We start from the raw sequence: 22,952 nt of genomic DNA, 5'->3' as shown, positions 1-22,952 counted from the left end.
TTCTCGCGCCGCCGCCCTGCCCGTACGCGCCGCCGCCGCCGTTGCCGCCGCTCCCGCCGTACGGGTTCCCGCCGCCGCCCGGGCGGCCCTCCTGCCACGTGTTCATGTGGGAGAGGATGCCCGACGCCGGTCGCGGTGACTCCCCCCGGGTCCCCCCACCAGGCCCCTTGTATCCGTATTGATGCACGCGTCGGACGGCTCCGACGCATGTTCGCCGGATCGTGCACGGGCGACCCCGTACCGGAGCCGTGGTCCGCAGCCCCGTCTCACGCGCCGCGTCGCCCGCCGCTCACCCACTGGAACCACCCTTGACCGCCCGGAACGGCGCGTGTTTGCATGACCGCCATGGATCAGCGAAGGACCCTCACGCGTCGGCGGCACGTCGACCTCCAGCGTGTGTCCTGTTCGCTCTGTCGTGGCTGACGCGCGCCCGCCGTACATCCTGCCTCTCCCCGCCGCCGCCCCCGCGGCGTTGCTCCCGCTGTCCTGAGCCGCCCGCGACACCGCCGCCACGGGCCCGGCCGGGGCGCGCCCCGCTTCCGAACCAGGGCTCCCGCCCAGAGGTGAATCCATGGCCACCGTCCTGTCCGTCTCCGGTTCCCCCTCCGCGACCTCCCGCACCACCCGGCTGCTGCGCCACGTCGACGCCCGGCTGGAGGCGCTCGGCCACCGGGTCGTCCCCTTCGAGGCGCGCTCGCTGCCCCCGCACGCGCTGCTCTCCGCGGACGTCTCCGACCCGGCGATAGCCGCCGCGGTGGAGCTGTTCGCCGAGGCGGACGGCGTCGTCATCGGCACGCCGGTCTACAAGGCGGCCTACTCGGGCCTGCTGAAGACCCTGCTCGACCTGCTGCCGCAGTACGCCCTGGAGGGCAAGGCGGTGCTCCCGCTGGCCACCGGCGGCTCCACCGCGCACGTGCTCGCGGTGGACTACGCGCTGCGGCCGGTGCTCAGCTCGATGGGCGCCGGGCACATCACCCAGGGCTGGTTCGTCCTCGACCGCCACATCACCGCCCGGGAGGACGGCGGCACCGAGATCGAGCCCGGCACGGACGCGCTGCTGGCCCCGGTGGTCGAGGCCTTCGCGACCGCGCTGGGACGCGTCGCCAGCCCCGCCCTGGCCCGCTGACCGGGCGCCGTGCGGCAGGGGCCGACGGCGCCGGAGGGCGCCGTCGGCCCCTCGTCGTCCGGCCCCCGTACGGGGCGACCCTGACCCGGGTCCCCGCGACCCCTAGGGGGAGGGGCGGGGCTCCCCGTACAACTGTGGTTGGGCGGCTTCCTACCGTCGGATGACGAGGGATCGCCCGCCCGCTCCTAACGTGGTGTTCATCCCCGCTCGTGCGGACGGAGCCCACCGGGAAGCCCCGGGTGGGGACCGCCGTACACGGTGGGTGGGGCTAACCCCCGGTCGAGGACTAGAGCCTGCGCCATGTCGGCGGACGGGCCCGGTCGGCCAGTCTGGGGGTCAACGGGTGGGCCCACTTCTTAGGAGACTCCAGTGACGACGGCAGCAGCAGCCGTGTTCGACCCCCAGCTTCCCGGCGGTGCCGCCGCCGTCGCCGCCTCCGCGCGTCAGGTCACCAAGGCGTACGGCACCGGCGAGACCCGCGTCACCGCGCTGAACGCGGTGGACGTCGACATCCAGCGCGGACGGTTCACGGCGATCATGGGCCCCTCGGGCTCCGGCAAGTCGACCCTGATGCACTGCCTGGCGGGTCTGGACACCGTGAGCGAGGGCCGGATCTGGATCGGCGACACCGAGATCACCGGGCTGAAGGACAAGCAGCTGACCAAGCTGCGCCGGGACAAGATCGGCTTCATCTTCCAGGCCTTCAACCTGCTCCCGACGCTCAACGCGCTGGAGAACATCACGCTGCCGATGGACATCGCCGGCCGCAAGCCGGACGCCGCCTGGCTGGACCAGGTCGTCGAGACGGTGGGCCTGGCCGGCCGCCTCAAGCACCGCCCGACCCAGCTCTCCGGCGGTCAGCAGCAGCGCGTCGCGGTGGCCCGCGCACTGGCCGCCCGCCCCGAGATCATCTTCGGTGACGAGCCCACCGGGAACCTCGACTCCCGGGCCGGCGCCGAGGTGCTGACCTTCCTGCGCCGCTCGGTGGACGAGCTGGGCCAGACCATCGTGATGGTGACCCACGACCCGGTCGCCGCCGGCTACGCGGACCGCGTGCTGTTCCTCGCCGACGGCGTGATGGTCGACGAGATGCACGCGCCCACCGCCGACTCCGTCCTCGAACGCATGCGCCGTTTCGACGGCAAGCGCACCAGCTGACGGGGGACGGGACCATGCTGCTCAAGACATCACTACGGAGCTTCTTCGCCCACAAGGGGCGGATGGTGCTCTCCCTGGTCGCGGTCGTGCTGTCGGTCGCGTTCGTATCAGGCACCCTGGTGTTCTCGAACACCGCCACCAGTACTTTTGACAAACTGTTCGCCTCGACCGCCTCCGACATCTCCGTCCAGCCGCCCAAGCCCGCCATCGGCGAGGACAACAACAGCGAGAACCAGCGCGGCAAGCCCGCGACCCTGCCCACCGACACCGTGCAGAAGGTCGCCGCCCGACCGGGCGTCAAGGCCGCGCTCGGCCAGGTCGTGGTGCAGAACGCCACCCTGGTCAACCCGGCCACCAACAAGGTCGTCGGCCCCACCAGCGGCGCCCCGACCCTGGCCATGAACTGGACCGAGACCCCGCGCAACTCGGTCGAGATCACCTCCGGCCACGTGCCGCAGGGCGGCGACCAGATCGTGCTGGACGCCGACACCGCCAAGAAGGCGGGCCTCGGCCTCGGCAGCAAGCTGCGGGTGCTGGCCGGTGACGACAAGGTCGACTTCACCATCGCCGGCATCGCCACCTTCAAGACCACCAACCCCGGTGCCGCGCTGGCCTTCATGGACACCGCGACCGCCCAGAAGGTCCTGCTCGGCGAGACCGCCTTCACCTCCGTCGAGGCCTTCGGCGACGGCAGCCGCACCAACGAGCAGCTCAAGGCCGACGCGGCCGGCGCGCTCGGCGGCTACCAGATCAAGACCGCCGCGGAGCAGAAGGAGGAGGGCAACAAGGACGTCGGCCAGTTCCTCGGCTTCATGGAGAAGGCGATGCTGGGCTTCGCCGGCATCTCCCTGCTGGTCGGCGGCTTCCTGATCGTCAACACCTTCTCGATGCTGGTCGCCCAGCGCACCCGGGAGATCGGCCTGCTGCGCGCCGTCGGCGGCAGCCGCAGCCAGGTCAACCGCTCGGTGCTGGTCGAGGCGCTGATCCTCGGCGTGCTCGGCTCCACGATCGGCATCGCGGCCGGTCTGGGCCTGGCGCTCGGCCTCATCCAGCTGATGAAGGCCGCCGGGATGAACCTCTCCACCTCGCTGGTGATCGGCGCCAACGTGCCGATCGCCGGGTACGCGGTCGGTGTCCTGATCACCCTGCTCGCCGCCTGGATCCCCGCCCGCCGGGCCAGCAAGATCGCCCCGATCGCGGCGCTGCGTGACCACGGCACCCCGGCCGAGCCCCGCTCCAACCTGGTGCGCACCGTCCTCGGCCTGGTCCTCACCGGTGGCGGCGCGGCCGTGCTGGCGATGGCCGCCACGGCCGACGAGGCCGGCACCGGCGGCCAGCTGCTGGGCCTGGGCGTGCTGCTCACCCTGGTCGGCTTCGTGGTGCTCGGCCCGCTGCTGGCGACCTCGCTGGTGCGGGTGCTCGGCGCGGCGCTGCCGGCGGTGTTCGGCCCGTCCGGCAAGCTCGCCCAGCGCAACGCGATGCGCAACCCGCGCCGGACCGGCGCCACCGCCGCCGCGCTGATGATCGGCCTGGCCCTGGTGATCGGCGCCTCGGTCTTCACCACCTCGGCGATCAAGTCCACCAACGAGCAGATCGACAAGTCGGTCGGCACGGACTACATCGTCAGCTCCCAGCACGGCATCGCCCCGCAGATGATCACCGCGGTCCGCAACACCCCGGGCATCGACCACATCACCGAGCAGCGGACCCTGGAAGCCGAGTTCACCCTGCCCGGTGGCAAGAAGACCGAGGACGTCCAGGTCCTGGCGGTGACGGAGCGGTTCACCGACGACTTCCGGATCACCACGGTCGCCGGTGACATGACCTCCATCAAGCGGGGCTCGATCACGGTCGGCGAGGAGTTCGCCAAGGACAACAACCTCAAGGTCGGCGACCAGATCGCCGTCGACTACGGCGGGGGCCGCACCCAGTCGCTGCCGGTCGGCGCGATCACCTCGAAGAAGGACTCGCTCTTCTCCGGTGCCTTCTTCGCCTCGGTCGAGACCGTGACCAAGGCGGTCCCGGCCGCAGACCAGACCGTCGACCAGGTCTACGGCAAGGCCAAGGACGGCGTGGACGTCCCGAAGACGCTCACCGCGCTGGAGGACTCCCTCAAGGAGTACCCGCAGCTGATGGTCCAGGACCGGGCCGGCTACAAGGAACTCGTGCAGCAGCAGGTGAACACCCTGCTCTACATGATCTACGGTCTGCTGGGCCTGGCGATCGTGGTCGCGATCCTCGGTGTGGTCAACACGCTGGCGCTGTCGGTGGTCGAGCGGACCCGTGAGATCGGCCTGCTGCGGGCGATCGGGCTCTCCCGCCGCCAGCTGCGCCGGATGATCCGCCTGGAGTCGGTGGTGATCGCCCTGTTCGGCGCGGTGCTCGGCACCGGGCTGGGCCTCGGCTGGGGCGTCACCGTCCAGCAGGTGCTGAAGGAGCAGGGGCTGCAGACGCTGGCCATCCCGACCGGCACGGTCATCGGCACGATGGTCGCGGCGGTGCTGATCGGCCTGCTCGCCGCCCTCGTCCCGGCCTTCCGGGCCGGCCGGATGAACGTCCTCGCGGCCATCGCGACGGACTGACCCCGGGGCCCGCGCATCACCACCCACCCGCACCACCCGCACCACCCGCCCGCAGGGGCCGCCCGATCCGGGGCGGCCCCTGCGGCCGTTCGGCGCCCCTACGGGCAGAGGAAGTCGGTCGCCCGGGCCGCGCCGGCCACCGGGGCGGGAGCCGGTACGGGCGGCGTCGGTGAGGCCGTGCCGGTCGGGGCGGTCGGCGCGGCCGGTGTGGGCACGGCCGGCGTGGGGGCGGCGGAGGCCGCTGGGGTCGGCAGGTCGGCCCCCGCGTACACCTGGAGGGTCGGCCCGAGCCCCGGGACGGCGACCAGCTCGGCACCCGGCAGCGCCGCCGCGAGGGTCCGGGCCGAGACGTCCCAGCGCGGGTCGTGGCGGATCGCCGTACGGGACGGGGAGGCCCCGGCCGGGGCGTTGGCCGGGGCGCCGGTGGTGGCGAAGCCGGCCCGCCGCAGCTCGCCGTCGACGCGGGCGCCGAGCCCGGGGGTGCCGGTCGCGTTGAAGACCTGGACGCGGATCTGTTCGGGTGCCACCGCGCCGCCGGGCGCCGTGGCCGCGGACGGGGAAGGGGAGGGGTCGGCGGCGCTCAGCGGGCGGCCCTCCCGGAGGGCGGTGAACAGGGCCCCCGCCGCCGCCTGGTCCCACAGCACGGTGGAGCCCCAGCCGCTCACGGGGTGGTCGAGGTCGGCGAGCGGCACGGTCGCGAAGTCGGCCCGGCCGGCCGTCAGGTCCCGCATCCGCCGGGCCAGGGTGAGCAGGTCCTCGGGGCGCAGGTCCCGGTCGGCCTTGACCGAGCCGAGCACGCCGTCGGTGACCCGGGCGAGCCGGACCGGGTTGAGCAGGACGTCGCCGCTGGTGATCTGGTGCAGCAGTTCGGCGACCAGTTTCTGCTGCCGGTGCATCCGGCCGAGGTCGGCGCTGCCGTCCACGTGCCGGGCCCGGACGTACTTGAGCGCCCCGGCGCCGTCCAGGGTGGTGGTGCCGGCCGGCAGGTCCAGCCCGGAGTGCACGTCCTTGAGCGGCCGGGAGGTGCACACCCGTACGCCGCCGACGGCGTCCACGGCGGAGACGAAGGCGGTGAAGTCGATCTGCAGGTAGTGGTCGATCCGCAGGCCGGTGTTCTGTTCGACGGTGGCCACCGTCAGCTGCGGCCCGCCGAGCCCGTACGCGGCGTTGATCTTGCCCTTGGCGGCCGGGACCTGCCGTCGGGTGGCGGGGTCGCGGTGGGCGGGGATGTCGACGTAGGAGTCGCGGGGGATGGAGATGACGGTGGCGCGGGCGCCGTCCCCGGAGAGCCGCACCAGCATCATGGTGTCGGTGCAGTGGCAGGACTCGCCGCCGGCGTGCAGCACCTCCTTGAGGGTCCGCTCGGGGATGCCGTCGCGTTCGTCGGTGCCGACCACCAGGAAGGTCGTCGCGCCGTCCGCGGCGGGTCTGGCCCGGTCGCCGCTGAAGGCGTCCACCCGGTCGATCCGTCCGATGCCGTGCAGGACCACCCGGGCCCCGCAGGAGGTGACGAGGACGACCGAGGCGATGCCCGCGGCCAGCCGGCGGGCCCAGGGACGACGCCGGCGGGGGGCCGGTGTGAGGGGGGAGACGGGCATCTCTCGGATGGTAGGGGCGGCCCGGACCGGGCCGGGTGAGGGCGCGCCGGGGCCGGAGGGTACGGTGGCCCGGATCGGCGAAACGTTCCCTCGGGGCCTTCGGCCGCGGCCGGTTCGTCATCGGCCCAGACCGGGACAAGACGGCGGCCCGTCCGCACGGGTACGGTTGGCCCCGATGAACACCAAGGCTGCTGAGGAGCTGCCGGCGGTCTCCGTGATCATGCCGGTGCTCAATGAGGAACGACACCTGCGCACGGCCGTCCGGCACATCCTGGAACAGGACTACGCCGGGCCGATGGAGGTGGTGATCGCCCTCGGTCCGTCCTCCGACCGCACCGCGCAGATCGCCGCCGAACTGACCGCCGAGGACCCGCGGGTCCGGACCGTGCAGAACCCCACCGGGCGCACCCCCGCCGGGCTGAACGCGGCGATCCGCGGCTCCAGCCACCCGATAGTGGTCCGCGTCGACGGGCACGGCCTGCTGACCCCGGGCTACATCGGCACCGCGGTGCGCCTGCTCGGCGAGATGGAGGCCGCCAACGTCGGCGGCATCATGCACGCCGAGGGCGAGACCGAGTGGGAGAACGCGGTGGCCGCCGCGATGACCTCCAAGATCGGTGTCGGCAACGCGGCCTTCCACACCGGCGGCCTGGCCGGCCCGGCGGACACCGTCTACCTGGGCGTGTTCCGCCGCGAGGTGCTGGAGCGGCTCGGCGGCTACAACGAGGAGTTCGTCCGCGCCCAGGACTGGGAGCTCAACTACCGCATCCGCCAGGACGGCGGGCTGATCTGGTTCACCCCGCAGCTGAAGGTCACCTACCGGCCGCGGCCGAGCGTGCGGGCGCTGGCGAAGCAGTACAAGGACTACGGCCGCTGGCGCCGGGTGGTCACCCGTTACCACCGCGGCTCGGTCAACCTGCGCTACCTGGCCCCGCCGGCCGCCCTGCTGGGCGTGCTGCTCGGCACGGTGCTGGGCGTCGCCGTCCACCCGGTGTTCCTCGGGGTGCCCGGCGCGTACCTGCTCGGGATCACCGGCGGCGCGGTGGTCGAGGGCCGGGGGCTGTCGGCCAAGGCGCGGGCGATGCTGCCGGTGGCCTTCGCGACCATGCACCTCAGCTGGGGCTTCGGCTTCCTCACCTCGCCGCGCTCGCTGGCCCGCAAGGTGATCGGCAGCAAGGCGCCGGCCCCGGCCAACGTGGTCTCCGAGGTCGGCTGACCGTACGGATCCTCCGGACCCGCCCTCCCGCCCCGCCGCCCGGTGCCCGTCGTCGGGCCCGCGGGGGCGGTCGAGGGCGGGTCCGTCGTCGTCACCGGGGCCGGCGCGGACGGGCGAGGCAGTGCCGTGGGGCCCGCGGCCGGCCGGTGCCGAACGAGCCGACCCCGCAGACTACTTGGCGCACACGTCCGCGTCGTCCGCCTGCACCCGCTGGAGGTCCTTGGGGGCCTCGGCGGGGGCGGCCGGGGCGGCGGCGGTGAGCGCGTCCTTGCCGAGGACGAGCACCAGCGGGTCCTTGGCGCCGGCCTTCGGGTCCGCCCGGAGGGCCGTGGCGGGCAGCCCGAGGGCGGCGGCCAGCGCGGCGGCCCGGTCCGCCTGACCGGCCGGGTAGCCGATCGAGGTGGTCTCCGCGGCGGGTGCGTTGGGGGCGGTGGCGGCGCGGGTGAAGCCCTTGGCGACCAGCCGGTCGACGGCCTGCTGGGCCTGGCCGGGCGTCCCGCTGCCGTTGCGCACGCTCACCCGGACGTCCTTGGCGGCCACCGTGGGGGCGGGCGCCGCCGGGGTGGTGGCGGCGGGGGTGGCGGCCGGGGCGCTGGTGGCGGGCGCGGTCACCTCGGTGAGCGACCGGTCGCCCGCGACCATCGAGAACAGCTGTCCGGCGTCGGGCTGCTTGAGCGCGAGGCGGTTGGGGTCCTTGGGATCGTCGACGACCGGGACGGTGGTGAAGGTGATGTTCCCGGTGTTCACGCCCGAGACGTCCAGCGCCAGGTCCTTGAGCTTGTCGACGCTGCCGATCCCGGTGTCCACGGTGAGCGCCTTGGTGGCGGCGTCGGCGAGCTTCCACAGCTTGGCCGGGTCGGTGAGGGTGTCGCTGCTCTTGATCTTGCGGATCATCGAGCTGATGAACTGCTGCTGCAGCGGGATCCGGGTCAGGTCGCCGCCCTGACCCACCGCGTGGCGGGTCCGGACGAAGGCGAGCGCCTCGTCGCCCTGCACCACGTGCCGGCCCTTGCTCATCCTGAGGTGCGAGCCGCTGTCGTCGATGTCCTTGGCCGCGCAGACCTCGACCCCGCCGACGGCGGTGGACAGCGTCTTCACCGCCTCGAAGTCGACCATCACGAAGTGGTCGACGCGAATTCCGGTGACCTTTTCGACGGTTTTCCAGGTGCAGCCGGGATCGCGGCCGTCCTGGCCCAGGCTCTCGTTGAACATCGCCCGCGTCGAGCCGGGGATCTTCTTCCCGTCGGCGGTCGCGCATTCCGGTATCGGCACCATCAGATCGCGCGGAATGCTCAGCACGGTCGCATTGCTGCGGTCCTTCGCGACGTGGAACAGCAGCGTGGTGTCGGCGTGCCCGGCGCTGCCCTCGTCGCCGTACTCCCGGCCCAGGCCCTCGCGGCTGTCGGTGCCCAGGACCAGGATGTTCAGCGCGTCGCCGGCCGCCTTGGGCCGCTCCTCCTCGCTGCCCAGCTGCACCTTGACGGCGGTGATGTTGCTGTTGATGTGCTGGTACGCGTAGTACGCGCCGCCGCAGCCGACCGCCAGGACGAGCGCGCCCACGCCCGCCGTCCACTTGAGCGCGCGGCGTCGGCGCCGGCCGCGTACGTGGCCCCGGTCGGCCCGCCGCCGGGCGGCGCGGCCGCCCTCCCGGTCGTCGGGGGCCGGCCCGGCGGCGTCGTGCCCGGTGTCGTCCGCCGGTGCGGTGCCGGCCGGGCGGCGCTGGCGGGGGATGCCGGGGGAGGGATCGAGCCGGTACCGGCCGGTGTCCGGGTCGAGCACCCACCGGTCCGCGGGGTCGAGGTCCTGCGGGTCGCGCGGCACTGGGTTCCCTCCCCTCGGCGGTGTGTTCCTGGCCGGGCGCACTCGCGCGCCGACCCGGACACACTAGACGAGCCTTCCGGGGGGAACGTTCCTGATGTGATATCCGCCATAGGTCGGAAAGGGCATGGTCAAGGGGCTGTTCGCGTACGTCGACAGGTGGACGAACAGCCGCCGCCGGCCCGTGCTCAGCGGGCCGGACAGCCGTCCGCGTCCGCCGTCCGGCCCTCGAAGACGGGTGGCCCGCCCGTACGCGCGCCCGGTTCCGGCGGGGCCGCGGTCGACGGTCGGGCCGCCGTCGCCGAGGGGAGCGGCGGCGCGGCGGACCGGACGGTCACCGGCCGGTCCGCGCGCAGCGCCGTGAACAGCTCGCCCGTGCGCGGCTGCACGAACTCCTCGCGGTCCGAGTCGTAGCGGTACGGGCGCCGGGGCGCGGTGAGCAGCGCCACCTCGCCCGGCGGGATCCCCCGCAGGTCGCGGGCGAGGCCGTACAGCGCGCCGAGTGAGGCGAGCGCGGCGTCCGCCCGGACGGAGCCGGTGGCCGCGTCCAGCACCGGCCACAGCCGTGCCGGGTTCAGCAGTACCTCCCGTGACCACGCCCGGTGCGCCAGTGCGGCCAGGAGCCGCTGCTGACGGCTCATCCGCTCGGTGTCGCCGTCCTCGCCGAGGTCCTCCCGGGCCCGGACGTAGCGCAGGGCCTGTCCGCCGCGCAGGGTCTGACGTCCGGCCGGCAGGTCCAGCCGGGCGTCCTGGTCGTGGACCGGCCGCGGGACGCACACCTCGACCCCGTGCACGGCGTCCACCGTCGTCCGCAGGCCGGTGAGGTCCACCATCAGGTGGTGGTCGATCCGGATGCCGCTCAACTGCTCGACCGCGCGGATCGAGCAGGCCGCGCCGCCGGTCCGGTAGGCCTCCTCGAACCGGCCGGTCCTGGGCGCGGTCCGGGTGCCGTCCGGGAGTCCGCAGGCCGGCACGGTCACCATCACGTCGTGCGGCACGGCGACCGCGGTGGCCCGGCGCCGGTCCGCGGCCAGGTGGAGCAGGACCGTGGTGTCCGGGAGCCCCGACTGCGGGCCGTTCTGGGCCTCGGCGCCGGTGCGGCGGTCACTGCCGATCAGCAGGATGTTCTCGGCCCCGGCCGCCCCCGGGTCGCGTGCGGGCCGTTCGGCCTCCAGCCGCTCCAGCAGCCGGTCGGTGGCGGAGTCGGCGCGGATGTTGCCGTCCAGGCCGAGGTAGGCGGCGAGGGCGAGGGCGCCGCAGACGGCCGGCGGCAGGAAAAGGGCGCCGGCGGTGATCAGCGGCCACCGCCGGCGCCTGCGTCCGGGTGAGGGAGGGGGGTCGCCGGTCGGATCGGGCCCGGCGGGGTCGTCGTTCGAGGGGTGGTCGTCCTCGGCCATGGCGGGGATCCCTACCCGCCGGGCCGGACCGGTCGGTCACCCGAGGCGCAGCGTCACCCGTTCGGATTCCAGGCGCTTGTCCCACTGCTCGGTGCTCAGACCCTCGGAGTTGCGGCAGAGCACGACCGAGGCGCCGGCCGCCAGCGGCGCCAGCAGTCCGGCCTCCAGGCCCGTCCAGTCGTCGTACGACAGCGTGGAGAGCACCCGGTCGCCGGGCTTCAGGCCGAGCCGGGCGACGCCCTCGCGGGCCAGCGCCACGGTCTGCTCACCCGTCAGCTTCAGCGGCAGCCCGTCCACGGTGGTCTCCAGCGCGGGGGCGTCCGGGGCGACCGGGGAGTACGGCGCGAAGCGGTCGCCCTGGCCGGGGACCTCGGCGGCGTAGTCGAGGAACCCGTCCGGGCGCTGCGGGAAGCGGCCGCCGAGCGGGCGCAGGGCGAGCGCCACCCGTTCGCCCTCGCAGGCGTGGGCGGCCTCCAGCCCGTCCGGGCCGCTGACCACCAGGTCGGTGCCGGCGGGGTCGCCCCCGGGCACCGCCGTCACCCCGACGGACCAGCAGGCGAGCAGCCAGACGGCGCTCTGCCAGTGGGCCGGCAGCAGCAGCGCGGCGCGGTCGTCGGGGCCGGCGTTCAGCTCGTCCTGGAGCAGGTTGGCGGTCTTGGCCACCCAGTTGTCGAAGGTCCGGGCGGAGAGTTCGACCCGCTCGCCGGTGGCGTCGTCGTAGAAGGTGACCAGCGGGGCCGCGGGGTCGACCGGGGGAGTGCCACCTCGCAGGTATGCGTGCAGCAGCTCGACGGGGGTGCGGGCATCGGCAGCGAAAGGCGCAGTCATGGTGCGCCCCAGCCTAAGGCCTCCGACAACACGACCGGGAGGGTGCCCGGGTGGGTGGATCCGGCGTGGCGTCAGTTCCTGTTTGCGGTGAATATCCTGTTTATGCGTATCTCACTTCTGGCGGCCGCGATTGCCGGCTGCACCGCTGTCCTGATGCTCCCGCCCACCGGCGCGGTCGCGCTCGACGTCCCGACCGCACCGACGCAGCGCGCCCGTACCTCGGTCGGCGGCGGCTCGGTGACCTCCCTTCCCCTGATCGGCCGTGGCCTGGCGGCCCGTCCGACCCGTCCCTTCGCCCTGATCGGGGTGAGCTGGGACGATCCCGCGCACTCGCTGGCCGGCGGCTCGGTCCGGGTCCGGGTGCGCAGCGCCGAGACCGGGCAGTGGAGCGGCTGGCACGAGCTGGAGACCGACGGCGAGGACGGGCCGGACCGCACCGACCCCTCCGGCGGACCGGACGGCGGCCGGGCCCGCGGCGCCACCACCCCGCTGTGGACCGGGCCGAGCGACGGCGTGGCGGTCTCGGTCGCGCCCGGCGCGGCCGGGCTGCCGCGCGGGCTGAGGGTCGAGCTGGTCGACCCCGGCCGGGGTGCCGAGGACCGTTCGCCGGAGGCGGCGTCCCCGCAGGATCGGTCCCCGGAGGCGGCGTCCCCGGAGGCGGCGTCCCCGCAGGAGCGGTCCGCGCAGGGTACGGCCGCCCTCTCCGCGCCGCGTCCGGGGATCGTCACCCGGGCCGGCTGGGGCGCCGACGAGTCCTGGCGCGAGCCGGGCTTCGTCTACACCGGCTCGGTGCGCGCGGTCTTCGTCCACCACACGGCCACCGCCACCCAGTACGCCTGCTCCGACGCGCCGCAGGTGATCCGGGCGATCTACCAGTACCACGTCCAGAGCAACGGCTGGCGGGACATCGGCTACAACTTCCTGGTCGACCGCTGCGGCACGATCTACGAGGGCCGGGCCGGCGGCGTCGACCGGCCGGTGCACGGCGCCCACACCCTCGGCTTCAACACCGACACCTCCGGCGTCGCCGCGCTCGGCACCTTCTCCTCCGACGCGCCGCCGCAGGCGCTGCTGGACGGCGTCAGCGCGATCTCCGCCTGGAAGCTCGGCCTCACCGGCCAGGACGCCGCCGGCCGCACCGACCTGGTCTCCGGCTCCAGCGGCAGCCTCTACCCGCTCGGCACCAAGGTCTCCTTCGCCACCATCTCCGGCCACCGCGACGGCTTCGCCACCGAGTGCCCGGGCGCCCAGCTCTACAACCGCCTCGGCGACATCCGCGGCACGGCCTCGGCCCTCCAGGGCCGGGCCTGACGACCGGGCGCGCCGACCGGGCCCCTACCGCGGCCCCCTACCGCGGGCCCGGGCCGCGGGCGATCACGGCGCGCAGTTCCTCGGTGAGCTCCTTCGCGAGGTCCGGGCGCTGGTGGTAGGCGGCCGGGGTGTTCTGCAGCAGGGCGATCCGCCAGCCGGCGCCGGCGTTGACGGCGATCACCGTCTGGAGCGCGTTGAGCGCCGGGTCGAGGTCCTCGCCGTCGTCGGGCACCAGACCGGCGACGGCGTCCAACTGCGCCACCCCGGGCCCGAGCCCGTGGACCCGGCGCACCTTGGCCACGTACTCGGGGGTGGCGTGGTCGGCGAAGATCCGACCGAGCTCGGCGGCGATCACCGACCGCCCGCTCTGCCGGCTCCCGTCGAAGCCGATCACCTCGCCCTCCTCGGCGAACGGCCCGGCGAAGGCCGCGCCGTCCCGCAGGTTCCAGCCCTCCAGCGCCCGGTGGTAGAGGGCGCGCACCGCGTGCTCGTCCGCCGTGGACAGCTCCGGAAGCCGCGTATCGTTCATATCCCCATGGTCGGCGAAGGCGGCCCGGGCGGACAGCGGAGGAGGCGGACGGTGACCGGCGAGGCGGTGCGGCGCTGGCGGCCCGGCTACCCGCTGGACGTGGCCCGGACCCTGCTGCCGCTGCGCCGCGGCCCGGCCGACCCGTCGTACCGGACCACCGGCGACGGCGCCGTCTGGCGGACCTCGCGCACCCCGGCCGGGATCGCCACGCTGCGGGTGCTGCCCCGGCCCGCCGACGGGGAGGTGGAGGCGCTGGCCTGGGGGCCGGGCGCGGACTGGGTGCTGGAGCGGCTGCCGCTGCTGCTCGGCGAGGCGGACGACCCGGCCGGCCTGGTGCTGCCGGCCGGCCCGCTGCGGGACGCCCAGCGCGGCAGCGCCGGGGTGCGGCTGGTGCGCACCGGGCTGGTGATGGAGTCGCTGGTGCCCGCGATCATGGAGCAGAAGGTCACCACCCTGGAGGCGTACCGGGCCTGGCGCACCCTGCTGCTGGACTTCGGCACGCCGGCGCCCGGTCCGGCGGAGGGCATGCGGGTGGTGCCCTCGGCCCGGGACTGGGCGATGGTGCCCAGCTGGGAGTGGCACCGCGCGGGCGTCGACCCCAAGCGCTCGGCCACCGTGCAGCGGGCCGTACGGCTGGCGCCGCGGCTGGAGCAGGCCGCCGCGATGCCGCACGAGGAGGCCTTCGCCCGGCTGACCGCGGTGCCCGGCGTCGGCGTCTGGACGGCCGCCGAGACGCTCCAGCGCTCCAACGGCGACGCGGACGCCGTCTCGGTCGGCGACTTCCACCTGCCCAACACGGTCGGCTGGGCGCTGGCCGGGCGCGCGCGCAGCGACGACGCGCAGATGCTGGCCCTGCTGGAGCCGTACCGGCCGCACCGCCACCGGGTCTGCCGGCTGCTGCTGGCCGCGGGGGCCCGGGCGCCGCGCTTCGGCCCCAAGCTGACCCCGAACGACCACCGCCGCCGCTGACCCCGGGGCGGCGCGTTCCTCAGCGGACCTCGATGAACGCCTCGGCGCCGCGCTCGGGCCGCTCGCGCGGGGCCTCGGCGGGGCGTCCGACGGCGACCGCGCCCATCGGGTCCCAGCCGTCGGGCAGGTCGAGGGCGGCCCGGACGGTGTCGCGGCAGAACATCGTGGACGACACCCAGGCCGAGCCGTAGCCCTCGCCGGCCAGGGTGACCAGCAGGTTCTGCACGGCGGCGCCGATCGCGACGGTGAACATCTCGCGCTCGGCAGCGGCCCGGCGGGCGTCCGGGTAGTCGTGCGAGCCGTCCGTCACCAGGCAGGGCACGACCAGGTACGGGGCGTCCCGCAGGACCTGGCCGCGGGCGGTGCGGCGGGCGATCCGCTCGTCGTCCCAGCCGTCGATCCCGCGCAGGTCGCGCTGCCAGGCGGCGAGCATCGCGTCCAGCAGCCGGGTGCGCGCCGCGGCGCCCTCCAGCAGGACGAAGCGCCAGGGCGTGGTGTGGTGCGGGGCGGGCGCGGTGACCGCGGCGGCGACGGCGCGGCGGACGGCGGCCGGGTCGACCGGTTCGGCGGTGAAGCGGCGGACGGTGCGCCGCAGGGTGACCGCCCGGCGCACCGCCTCCGAGGTGCCGAGGCGGAACATGTCGTCGGCGGCGGGCCGCACCATCGGGCGGGCGCCATCGCCGTCCCCGGCGGTGACCAGGTGGCCGAGGCCCCGGACCACGGCGACCGGGGTGCCGGTGGCCTTGCCCTTCACCAGGTCGGCGGCGGCGGCGAGTTCGTCGGCGGTGGCGGTGACGGTCATGGCCAGCTCGTTGCCGTGGGAGTCGCGGCGGCCCCGGTGGTCCTCCAGGACGGTCAGCCCGGCGGCGCCGATCGTCACGTCGGTCAGGCCGTGGCGCCAGGGGCGGCCGAAGGTGTCGGTGACGAGGACGGCGAGCCGGCGGCCGGTGAGCTGCTGGAGGCGGGCGCGCAGCGCGCGGGCGGAGGCGTCCGGGTCCTCGGGCAGCAGCAGGACGGTGCCGGGGGCGGTGTTGGAGGCGTCGACCCCGGCGGCGGCCATGACCAGGCCGTTGCGGTTCTCGACGATCCGGGTGGCGCCGCGCCGGGCGACCACCCGGACGGTCTCGGCGTCGATCGCGGCCTCCCGGTCGGCGGCGAGCAGCAGCCGGCCCTCGGCCTTGGAGACGATCTTCGAGGTGACCAGCAGGATGTCGCCGTCCTGCAGGCCCGCGGGGATGTGCTCGCCGGCCTTGGCGATCAGTCCGGCGAGGTCGGCGTCGGCGTCGATCTCGGGCATGCCGGTCACCGGCATGACGGTGAGGGTCACGCGCGCACCCGCTCGGCGAGCGCGAGGGCCTCGCGGGCCATCGTGGCGGTGGCCTCGACGTCGGTCATCAGCAGCGGGACGGCCCGGCAGGTGATCCCGCCGGCCTCGACCGCGGCGACCGAGCCGGCGTCGGCGGTGTCGACCAGCCAGCCGTCCAGCAGCTCGGAGCCGTAGTCCAGGGCGACCGCCTCGGCGGTGGCCTCGACGCCGACGGCGGCCAGCACCTTGTCGGCCATGCCCCGGACCGGCGCCCCGCCGATGATCGGGGAGAGGCCGACCACCGGGGCGTCCGCGGTGACCAGTGCGGACCGGATGCCGGGGACGGCGAGGATGGTGCCGATCGAGACCACCGGGTTGGACGGCGGGAACAGGATGACGTCGGCGGCCGCGATGGCCTCCAGCACGCCGGGCGCCGGCTTGGCGGTGTCCGCGCCGACCGGGATGATCGCCTCGGCGTCGACGGCGGCGTGCAGCTTGACCCAGTACTCCTGGAAGTGCACCGCCCGGGTGCCGCTGCCGTCGGTGATCCGTACGTGCGTCTCCACCCGATCGTCGCTCATCGGCAGCAGGCGCACGCCCGGCTTCCAGCGCACGCAGAGCGCCTCGGTGACCTGGCTGAGGGTGTAGCCGGCGGTGAGCATCTGGCTGCGCACGAGGTGGGTGGCGAAGTCGCGGTCACCGAGGCCGAACCACTCCGGCCCGACGCCGTACTCCTTCATCTCCGCCTTGATCGACCAGGTCTCGTCGGTCCGGCCCCACCCCTGCTCCTCGTTGATGCCGCCGCCGAGGGTGTACATCACGGTGTCGAGGTCGGGGCAGACCTTGAGGCCGTAGAGGTGGATGTCGTCGCCGGTGTTGCCGATGACGGTGATCTCGTCCTGCGGGCCGACGACCGCCCTGAGTCCGCGCAGGAAGCGCGCTCCGCCGATGCCGCCTGCCAGTGCCACGATGCGCATGCGCTCATCCTGCCACGGCCCGACGGGGCGTCAGCGTCGCCTCAGCGGGCGTCGGCCTGCGTGTGCGGGTGCTGTTCGGGGACGGCGGCGGTGGCGCCGTACTGGTTCATCTCGGTCAGGCCCGGGCTGTAGAGGTGGATGGAGACGGCGGGCTCCAGCGAGCCGTTGACCACCTCGTGCAGGTAACCGGAGGAGAACACCCTCCCCCAGCCTCCGGCCGGGGGGACCCCCATGCCGCTCGGGCGCAGTACCCGAACGACCTCACCCGCATGGGTCAGGGAGCGCTCGACGAGCTCGCCCTGGACGACGGTCATCACGCCGGAGGAGGCGCCGTGGTCGTGGAAGCCGCTGGCCTGCCCGGGCAGCCAGCTGAGCAGCCAGACCTCGTAGCCGGGGCCGGTCTCCAGCCGGGCGTACCAGCGGGTGAGCGCGTCGTAGCGCACCAGCGGCTCCCAGCGGGCCCGGTCGGCGGCGATCTCACGGACCAGCCGGGCGTAGCCGGCCACGGAGGTGGGGTGGTCGGGCAGGTCGGTGCGGGCCAGGTGCGGGAAGGCCATCGGGTCGCCGGCGATGGAGACGTCGCTCAGACCGTCGGTCCAGGTACGGGCCGGGGCCGGGGCGGCGGGCGCGGGCAGGGGGTCGGTGGTGAGGGGCGCCGGGCGGCGGGCGTCGCGGTTGCGGTCGCGGTTGCGCTTGCGGGTACGGGTCATACGCACGGGAGGTCCTCGGAATGCGGCTGGTTCGTCAGGGGATCAGCCGGATCCGGACGTCCTGGGGAGGGAGATCGCGGGCGGCCTCTGGGCTTCCTGGGCGGCGCGCGGTGGGACGCGGGCGCCTAGGAACAGGAACAGAGGCGACAACAGCGCGAGGAGTTCACGGCACGGCGGAGGGCGGAACCGCTCCGGGGGCTGGCGAACTCTGACATAGGGGCAAGGAGACCGCATCCGCGGGGGCGGTGTCAACTCCGGACGTGGGGCATTCGGGAGTGTTCGAGCATGAAGTACCGGATGGGGTGATTGATCCCCCTCTATGTTTCGATGAGAAGATCGCCGGGAAGGCAGCCCGATGACCGACCTGTCACGGTGACTGCGGGTCAGTCCGAGGGCGGTTGCGGATGGTTCCGCGGCATCCGGGAGGTCCGGGCTATAAGTCCGATGTGTCCGGATATGTACACTATTCGTAACAGTTTGGTGCCGGGGAGTGAATCCTGACCCCAATACCAGAGCTCGGCTTGACTGAGCCAGAGTGACGCAACTGTAATTTCTCTCGTGTCGTCGGCCACACCGGGCAACGGCAACCACGGGGACGCCAAGAGGGGCAGAGGAGGCGCGCCACAATGAGCGAGCTCTTTGAGCTGTTGATCGGTGACGGCATCGAGGAGGACGAAGAGGAACTCGGCTGGCAGGAGCGCGCGCTGTGCGCCCAGACCGACCCCGAGTCCTTCTTCCCCGAGAAGGGCGGCTCCACCCGCGAGGCCAAGAAGGTCTGCCTCGCCTGTGAGGTCCGCTCCGAGTGCCTGGAGTACGCCCTGGCCAACGACGAGCGGTTCGGCATCTGGGGCGGCCTCTCCGAGCGCGAGCGCCGCCGGCTCAAGAAGAGCGCGGTCTGACCCCGACCGGCCCCCTGGTCCCCGCCCCCGCGGCGATGACCGGGGCATCCACGACGACAACGACGACCCAGCGGTAACGGCGCCTCACCAGGACGGTGGGGCGCTTTCGTGTTCCCGGACGGGCCCGACCACCGGGCCCGCGACCCCGTCGGGACGGGCCCCGCGCCCCCGCCGGGAAGGACCCCGCAGCCCCGCCGGCAGGGGCCCCGCGACCCCGCTCACGTGCCCCGCGGAAGGACACCGCGGACGATCGCGCCACCGGGAGCCGTTAGTGTGGTGCGCCATCCGGTTGCCGTTCACCGGCTGTGTCCACCGAGAACTGGGGCCCGCGCACTCGATGACCGTCTACAGCCACCAGAGCGGCTATTCCGCCACCAGGCCGCCCGCCTACCCGCGTCACCTGGTCACCGCGGTGATCGTCTCGCACGACGGCGCCCGCTGGCTGCCGCAGGCCCTCGCCGGCCTGCTCGGCCAGGACCGCCAGGTCCAGCGGGTGCTCGCCGTCGACACCGGCTCCACCGACGACTCCCCGCGGCTGCTCGCCGACACCCTCGCCGACTGGCTGCCCGAGAGCGGTCCGATCGTCCTCGGCCGCCGGGCCGGCTTCGGCACCGCCGTCGGCGAGGCCGTCTTCAACAGCCCGCCGCTGCGCCCGGAGGACCTCCCGTACCGGCTCGACCCCTCCGGCTACGACCCGGTCACCGGCGGCTGGGACGACTTCGGCGACCCGCTCGGCGAGGAGGACGACCTCGGCCGCGGCGGCTCCCGGGAGACCCACCCGGTCGAATGGCTCTGGCTGCTGCACGACGACTGCGAACCGCAGACCGACGCCCTGCGCCGCCTCCTCCAGGTCGCCGACTCCACCCCCAGCGCCGCCGTCGTCGGCCCCAAGCTGCGCAGCTGGTACGACCGCCGCCAGCTGCTCGAAGTCGGCGTCAGCATCGCCCGCTCCGGACGCCGTTGGACCGGCCTCGACCGCCGCGAGCAGGACCAGGGCCAGCACGACCAGGTCCGCCCGGTGCTCGCCGTCTCCACCGCCGGCATGCTGGTGCGCCGCGACGTCTTCGAGGAGCTCGGCGGCTTCGACCGGGCGCTGCCGCTGATGCGCGACGACACCGACTTCTGCTGGCGGGTCAACGCCGCCGGCCACCGCGTGGTGATCGCCCCCGACGCCGTGCTGCGGCACGCCGAGGCCGCCAGCCGCGAGCGCCGCGCCATCGACTGCGGCCCCTCCCACCCGCACCGGGTGGACAAGGCCGGCGCCGTCTACACCCTGCTCGCCAACAGCAGGGGCGCGCTGTTCCCCTACGTCCTGCTGCGGCTGGTGCTCGGCACCCTGCTGCGGGTCGTCACCAACCTTCTGGGCAAGGACCCCAAGCAGGCCTTCGACGAGATCGCCGGCCTCGGCCACGAACTCGTCCGCTTCCCCCGGCTGCTGGCCGCCCGCAAACGCCGCGCCCGGACCAGGGCGGCCGACGCGCTCGACGACCGCACGCTGTTCCCCGCGCCCGGCGCCACCACCCGGCTCGCCGTCGAGGGGGCCATCGGCTCGCTCGGCATCGGCGGCGGGGACGACTCCGGCGCCGGACGGCACGGCTCGGTCGAGGCCGGCGGCGACGAGGACGGCGAGGACCTCGTCGTCGAGCAGTTCACGCTGATCAAGAAGCTGGCCCGGCGCCCCGCCCCGGTCCTGTTCGCCGCCCTGCTGGTGTTCGCGCTGGCCGCCTGCCGCGGACTGTTCGGCGGCGGCGCCCTGTTCGGCGGCGCGCTGCTGCCCGCCGCCGACGGCGCCCGCGGCCTGTGGGACATGTACGCCGCCTCCTGGCACCCCGTCGACACCGGCTCCACCGCCACCGCCCCGCCCTACCTCGGCGTGCTGGCGGTGCTGTCCTGGCTGCTGTTCGACCACGCCGACCTCGCGGTCACCCTGCTGGTCGTCCTCTCCGTGCCGCTCGCCGCGGTCAGCGCCTACCTGGTCTCCCGCCCGCTGCTGGACTCCAAGCTGGTCCGCGCCTGGGCCAGCGCCACGTACGCGCTGCTGCCCGCCGCCACCGGCGCGCTCGCCCAGGGCCGGATCGGCACCGCCGTCCTCGCCGTGCTGCTGCCGCCGCTGGCCCGCGCCGCGGCGATCACCGCCGGCCTCGGCATCCGCGACGAGAGCGCCGCCAAGGGCGCCCGGCCCGGCTGGCGCTCCGCCTGGATGACCGTCCTGCTGCTCACCCTGGCCACCGCCTTCGTGCCGCTGGCCTGGGCCCTGGCCGTACCGCTCTGCCTGGCGACGCTGGTCACCGCGGTGCTGCGCGGCGGGGCCTTCGGCTCCGGCGTGGACGCGCTGCGCCTGCTCGGCCTGCGCGTCGTGGTCATCCTCGCGGTGCCCGTCCTGGTGCTCGCCCCCTGGTCGCTGGAGGTGCTCTCGCACCCCTCGCGGCTGCTGCTGGAGGCCGGCCTGCCCGGCCTGCACGGGGACGGCGCCGGCGCGCTCGGCCTGGTGCTGGTCAACCCCGGTGGGGCCGGCGTCCCGCCGGTCTGGCTCTCCGCCGGCGTGGTGCTCGCCGCGCTCGCCGCCCTGCTGCGCGCCGACCGCCGCCGCGCGGTGCTCACCGCCTGGGGCGCCGCCGGCGCCGGCATGCTCTTCGCCGTCGCGGTGGCCGGAACCACCGTCACCCCCGCCTCCGGCGGCCCGGCCGTGCCCGCCTGGGCCGGCCCGGCCACCCTGCTGGCCGGCATCGCCCTGCTCGCCGCCGCCGCGATCGGCGCCGACGGCGCCGGCGACCGCGTGGCCGGCATCGCCTTCGGCTGGCGCCAGCCGGTCGCCGCCCTGGTGCTGGCCGCCGCCGTGCTCGCCCCGCTGGGCACCGGCGTCTGGTGGGCCGTCACCGGCGTCGACCGCCCGCTGCACCGGGCCGTCGCCGCCCAGGTGCCCGCGTTCATCGCGGAGGAGGCCGGCACCACCGACCGCTCCCGCACCCTGGTGCTCACCGGCCGGGCGGACGGCTCCGCGGTCCGCTACACCGTGGTCCGCGGCGCCGGTCTGACCCTCGGCCAGGCCGAGTCCACCGTCGACGCCGCCACCGGGACCCGCGAGGGCCTCGACCGGATGGTCGGCAGCCTGCTCGCCGGCTCCGGCGCCGACCAGGCCGGCGCGCTCGCCGGCTACGGCATCGCGTACGTGCTGGTCGACCAGCCGCTGGCCGGCAAGGTCCGCGAGGTGCTCGACGCCACCCCGGGCCTGGCCAAGGCCAACCAGGACGGCGGGGCCGCGCTCTGGCAGGTCTCCGGCGTCCCCGCCACCCGCGCCGTGATCACCGCCCCGGGCGCCCGCCCGGTCGCGGTGCCCTCCGGGGCGCGTGACCTCGACACCACCGTCCCCGCCGGCCCCGAGGGCCGGGTGCTGCGCCTCGCCGAGTCCGCCGCCCCGGAGTGGAAGGCCACCCTGGACGGCACCGCGCTGGAGCCGGTCACCGTGGACGGCTGGGCGCAGGGCTTCAAGCTGCCCGCGAACGGCGGCAGCCTGAGCGTCACCCGCGAGGGCAGCCTGACGCACACCGGCTGGATCTGGGCGCAGGCCCTGCTCGCCCTGACCGTCCTGGTGCTGGCCCTGCCGGGCCGCCGCAGCCACAAGGACGACGACCTGCCCGAGGACGTGGTCGCCGCCGCCGCGCTCGCCGCCGCGGCCCAGGCCCAGGCGCCCGCCCCGGGCAGCCGCCGGGCCCGCCGGATGGCCGAGCGCGGCGAGGGCGAGGGCGAGGAGGGCGGCGTCTACGCGGGCGCCGTCCCGGCCCAGCCCACCGGCGAGCCGCCGGTCGGGGCGGTCCGCGCGGCCGCCGCCGCGCAGGACGCCGAGCCGTACACCGACCCCTACCAGGGCTACCAGCAGGCCGACCCGTACAGCTACGACCCGTACGCGGCCCAGCAGCCCGTCGGCGCGCCCTACGGCGGCCAGGGCTACGGGGGCCAGGGCGGGGACGGCTACCAGGAGCAGTCCTACCCCCAGCAGGGCGGCTACGAGCAGTACCCGCAGGACGGGCAGTACCAGCAGGACGGGCAGTTCGCACAGGACGGGCAGTACGGCTACGAGCAGTACCCCGAGCAGCAGCCCTGGGTGCCGGGGCAGCCGCAGTCCGAGCCCTACTACGGGCCCGAGGAGCCGGGCGGACCCGGCCGGTACCCGCACCACCACGGATCGGGGAGCTGACCCGCGATGAAGAAGCCCGCCTTCAAGAAGCCCGCGCCGTCGGGCGACGGTCCCGGCACCGGCACCGGCAGCGGCGGTACGAAGACCACCCAGTCGCTGCTGGCCGCCGCCGCCGTCCTCGCGGTGGTGTTCGGCATCGCCGAGCTGCGCTCCCCGGCCGCCCCCTCCGGTTCCGACGGCGCCGGCGGGGCCGCCACCGCGCAGGTCGAGCGGACCGCCGCGGTCTGCCCGCAGCCGCTCCAGGGCCTGACCGGCTCCACCAGCCTGACCGCGTTCAGCCCGGCCGGCGCCGAGGGCGGCGCCGGGGCCGCCTGGGTCGGCGACGCCGCCGCG

Annotated in this window: 17 protein-coding genes and 1 pseudogene; 10 read left to right on the top strand and 8 right to left on the bottom strand. The window is 74.9% G+C overall.

Annotation, left to right across the window (positions count from 1 at the left end; all coding sequences use genetic code 11):
- Positions 1 to 336 precede the first annotated feature (336 nt).
- The 4 genes from ACWEQL_RS30610 to ACWEQL_RS30595 all read left to right on the top strand — a co-directional run bounded on the left by ACWEQL_RS30610 (position 337) and on the right by ACWEQL_RS30595 (position 4,866).
- Positions 337 to 423, top strand: coding sequence for a putative leader peptide (locus ACWEQL_RS30610; protein WP_396327989.1), 87 nt, complete (start codon positions 337 to 339; stop codon positions 421 to 423).
- Positions 424 to 571: 148 nt separating this feature from the next.
- Complete coding sequence (ssuE, locus tag ACWEQL_RS30605; protein ID WP_452153591.1) at positions 572 to 1,126, top strand: NADPH-dependent FMN reductase; 555 nt, start codon at positions 572 to 574, stop codon at positions 1,124 to 1,126.
- Positions 1,127 to 1,495: 369 nt separating this feature from the next.
- Positions 1,496 to 2,284, top strand: coding sequence for an ABC transporter ATP-binding protein (locus ACWEQL_RS30600; RefSeq protein ID WP_452153590.1), 789 nt, complete (start codon positions 1,496 to 1,498; stop codon positions 2,282 to 2,284).
- Positions 2,285 to 2,298: 14 nt separating this feature from the next.
- Positions 2,299 to 4,866 carry an ABC transporter permease gene (locus ACWEQL_RS30595; RefSeq protein ID WP_452153589.1) on the top strand — a complete coding sequence of 856 codons (2,568 nt, stop codon included), beginning with the start codon at positions 2,299 to 2,301 and terminating at the stop codon, positions 4,864 to 4,866.
- Between the two features lie 98 nt (positions 4,867 to 4,964).
- Here ACWEQL_RS30595 and ACWEQL_RS30590 read toward each other — a convergent pair whose 3' ends face one another.
- On the bottom strand, positions 4,965 to 6,464 hold the full coding sequence (locus tag ACWEQL_RS30590; protein WP_452153588.1) for an LCP family protein: 1,500 nt from the start codon (positions 6,462 to 6,464) through the stop codon (positions 4,965 to 4,967).
- A 175-nt stretch (positions 6,465 to 6,639) separates the two neighbouring features.
- Here ACWEQL_RS30590 and ACWEQL_RS30585 point away from each other — a divergent pair, with 175 nt between their 5' ends.
- On the top strand, positions 6,640 to 7,680 hold the full coding sequence (locus ACWEQL_RS30585) for a glycosyltransferase family 2 protein (protein WP_452153587.1): 1,041 nt from the start codon (positions 6,640 to 6,642) through the stop codon (positions 7,678 to 7,680).
- A 171-nt stretch (positions 7,681 to 7,851) separates the two neighbouring features.
- Here ACWEQL_RS30585 and ACWEQL_RS30580 read toward each other — a convergent pair whose 3' ends face one another.
- The 3 genes from ACWEQL_RS30580 to ACWEQL_RS30570 form a co-directional block, all read right to left on the bottom strand.
- The gene (locus tag ACWEQL_RS30580; RefSeq protein ID WP_452153586.1) at positions 7,852 to 9,501 is read right to left on the bottom strand and encodes an LCP family protein; all 1,650 of its coding nucleotides are present in this window, start codon (positions 9,499 to 9,501) and stop codon (positions 7,852 to 7,854) included.
- A 185-nt stretch (positions 9,502 to 9,686) separates the two neighbouring features.
- Positions 9,687 to 10,895 carry an LCP family protein gene (locus ACWEQL_RS30575; RefSeq protein WP_452153585.1) on the bottom strand — a complete coding sequence of 403 codons (1,209 nt, stop codon included), beginning with the start codon at positions 10,893 to 10,895 and terminating at the stop codon, positions 9,687 to 9,689.
- A 36-nt stretch (positions 10,896 to 10,931) separates the two neighbouring features.
- A complete protein-coding gene (locus ACWEQL_RS30570) occupies positions 10,932 to 11,723 on the bottom strand; it encodes a TIGR03089 family protein (RefSeq protein ID WP_452153584.1) in 792 nt (263 codons plus the stop codon).
- A gap of 102 nt (positions 11,724 to 11,825) precedes the next feature.
- Here ACWEQL_RS30570 and ACWEQL_RS30565 point away from each other — a divergent pair, with 102 nt between their 5' ends.
- Complete coding sequence (locus tag ACWEQL_RS30565) at positions 11,826 to 13,034, top strand: N-acetylmuramoyl-L-alanine amidase (RefSeq protein WP_452153583.1); 1,209 nt, start codon at positions 11,826 to 11,828, stop codon at positions 13,032 to 13,034.
- A gap of 37 nt (positions 13,035 to 13,071) precedes the next feature.
- Here the strand turns inward: ACWEQL_RS30565 and ACWEQL_RS30560 are convergent, their stop codons facing one another.
- Complete coding sequence (locus ACWEQL_RS30560) at positions 13,072 to 13,563, bottom strand: SgcJ/EcaC family oxidoreductase (RefSeq protein ID WP_452153582.1); 492 nt, start codon at positions 13,561 to 13,563, stop codon at positions 13,072 to 13,074.
- A gap of 6 nt (positions 13,564 to 13,569) precedes the next feature.
- Between ACWEQL_RS30560 and ACWEQL_RS30555 the strand changes: the two genes are divergently transcribed.
- On the top strand, positions 13,570 to 14,532 hold the full coding sequence (locus ACWEQL_RS30555; RefSeq protein ID WP_452153581.1) for a DNA-3-methyladenine glycosylase family protein: 963 nt from the start codon (positions 13,570 to 13,572) through the stop codon (positions 14,530 to 14,532).
- A 19-nt stretch (positions 14,533 to 14,551) separates the two neighbouring features.
- Here the strand turns inward: ACWEQL_RS30555 and ACWEQL_RS30550 are convergent, their stop codons facing one another.
- Genes ACWEQL_RS30550 through ACWEQL_RS30540 form a run of 3 tightly spaced genes read right to left on the bottom strand, consistent with a single transcriptional unit; the run spans position 14,552 to position 17,372 of the window.
- The gene (locus tag ACWEQL_RS30550; RefSeq protein WP_452153593.1) at positions 14,552 to 15,844 is read right to left on the bottom strand and encodes a coenzyme F420-0:L-glutamate ligase; all 1,293 of its coding nucleotides are present in this window, start codon (positions 15,842 to 15,844) and stop codon (positions 14,552 to 14,554) included.
- 11 nt (positions 15,845 to 15,855) lie between these two features.
- Positions 15,856 to 16,815, bottom strand: a complete 960-nt coding sequence (cofD, locus tag ACWEQL_RS30545; RefSeq protein ID WP_452153580.1) for a 2-phospho-L-lactate transferase — start codon at positions 16,813 to 16,815, stop codon at positions 15,856 to 15,858.
- Between the two features lie 41 nt (positions 16,816 to 16,856).
- Positions 16,857 to 17,372, bottom strand: coding sequence for a cysteine dioxygenase (locus tag ACWEQL_RS30540; protein WP_452153592.1), 516 nt, complete (start codon positions 17,370 to 17,372; stop codon positions 16,857 to 16,859).
- Between the two features lie 779 nt (positions 17,373 to 18,151).
- Between ACWEQL_RS30540 and ACWEQL_RS30535 the strand changes: the two genes are divergently transcribed.
- The 3 genes and pseudogenes from ACWEQL_RS30535 to ACWEQL_RS30525 form a co-directional block, all read left to right on the top strand.
- A complete protein-coding gene (locus ACWEQL_RS30535) occupies positions 18,152 to 18,424 on the top strand; it encodes a WhiB family transcriptional regulator (protein WP_238862849.1) in 273 nt (90 codons plus the stop codon).
- A gap of 337 nt (positions 18,425 to 18,761) precedes the next feature.
- Positions 18,762 to 22,619, top strand: a complete 3,858-nt coding sequence (locus ACWEQL_RS30530) for a glycosyltransferase (RefSeq protein ID WP_452153579.1) — start codon at positions 18,762 to 18,764, stop codon at positions 22,617 to 22,619.
- 6 nt (positions 22,620 to 22,625) lie between these two features.
- Positions 22,626 to 22,952 (top strand): annotated as a pseudogene (locus ACWEQL_RS30525) (hypothetical protein); the annotation flags it as partial.

The sequence above is a fragment of the Kitasatospora sp. NPDC004240 genome, from assembly GCF_053603215.1.
Note: the sequence above shows the minus strand (reverse complement) of the source record. Positions and strands in the feature narration are given on the sequence as shown.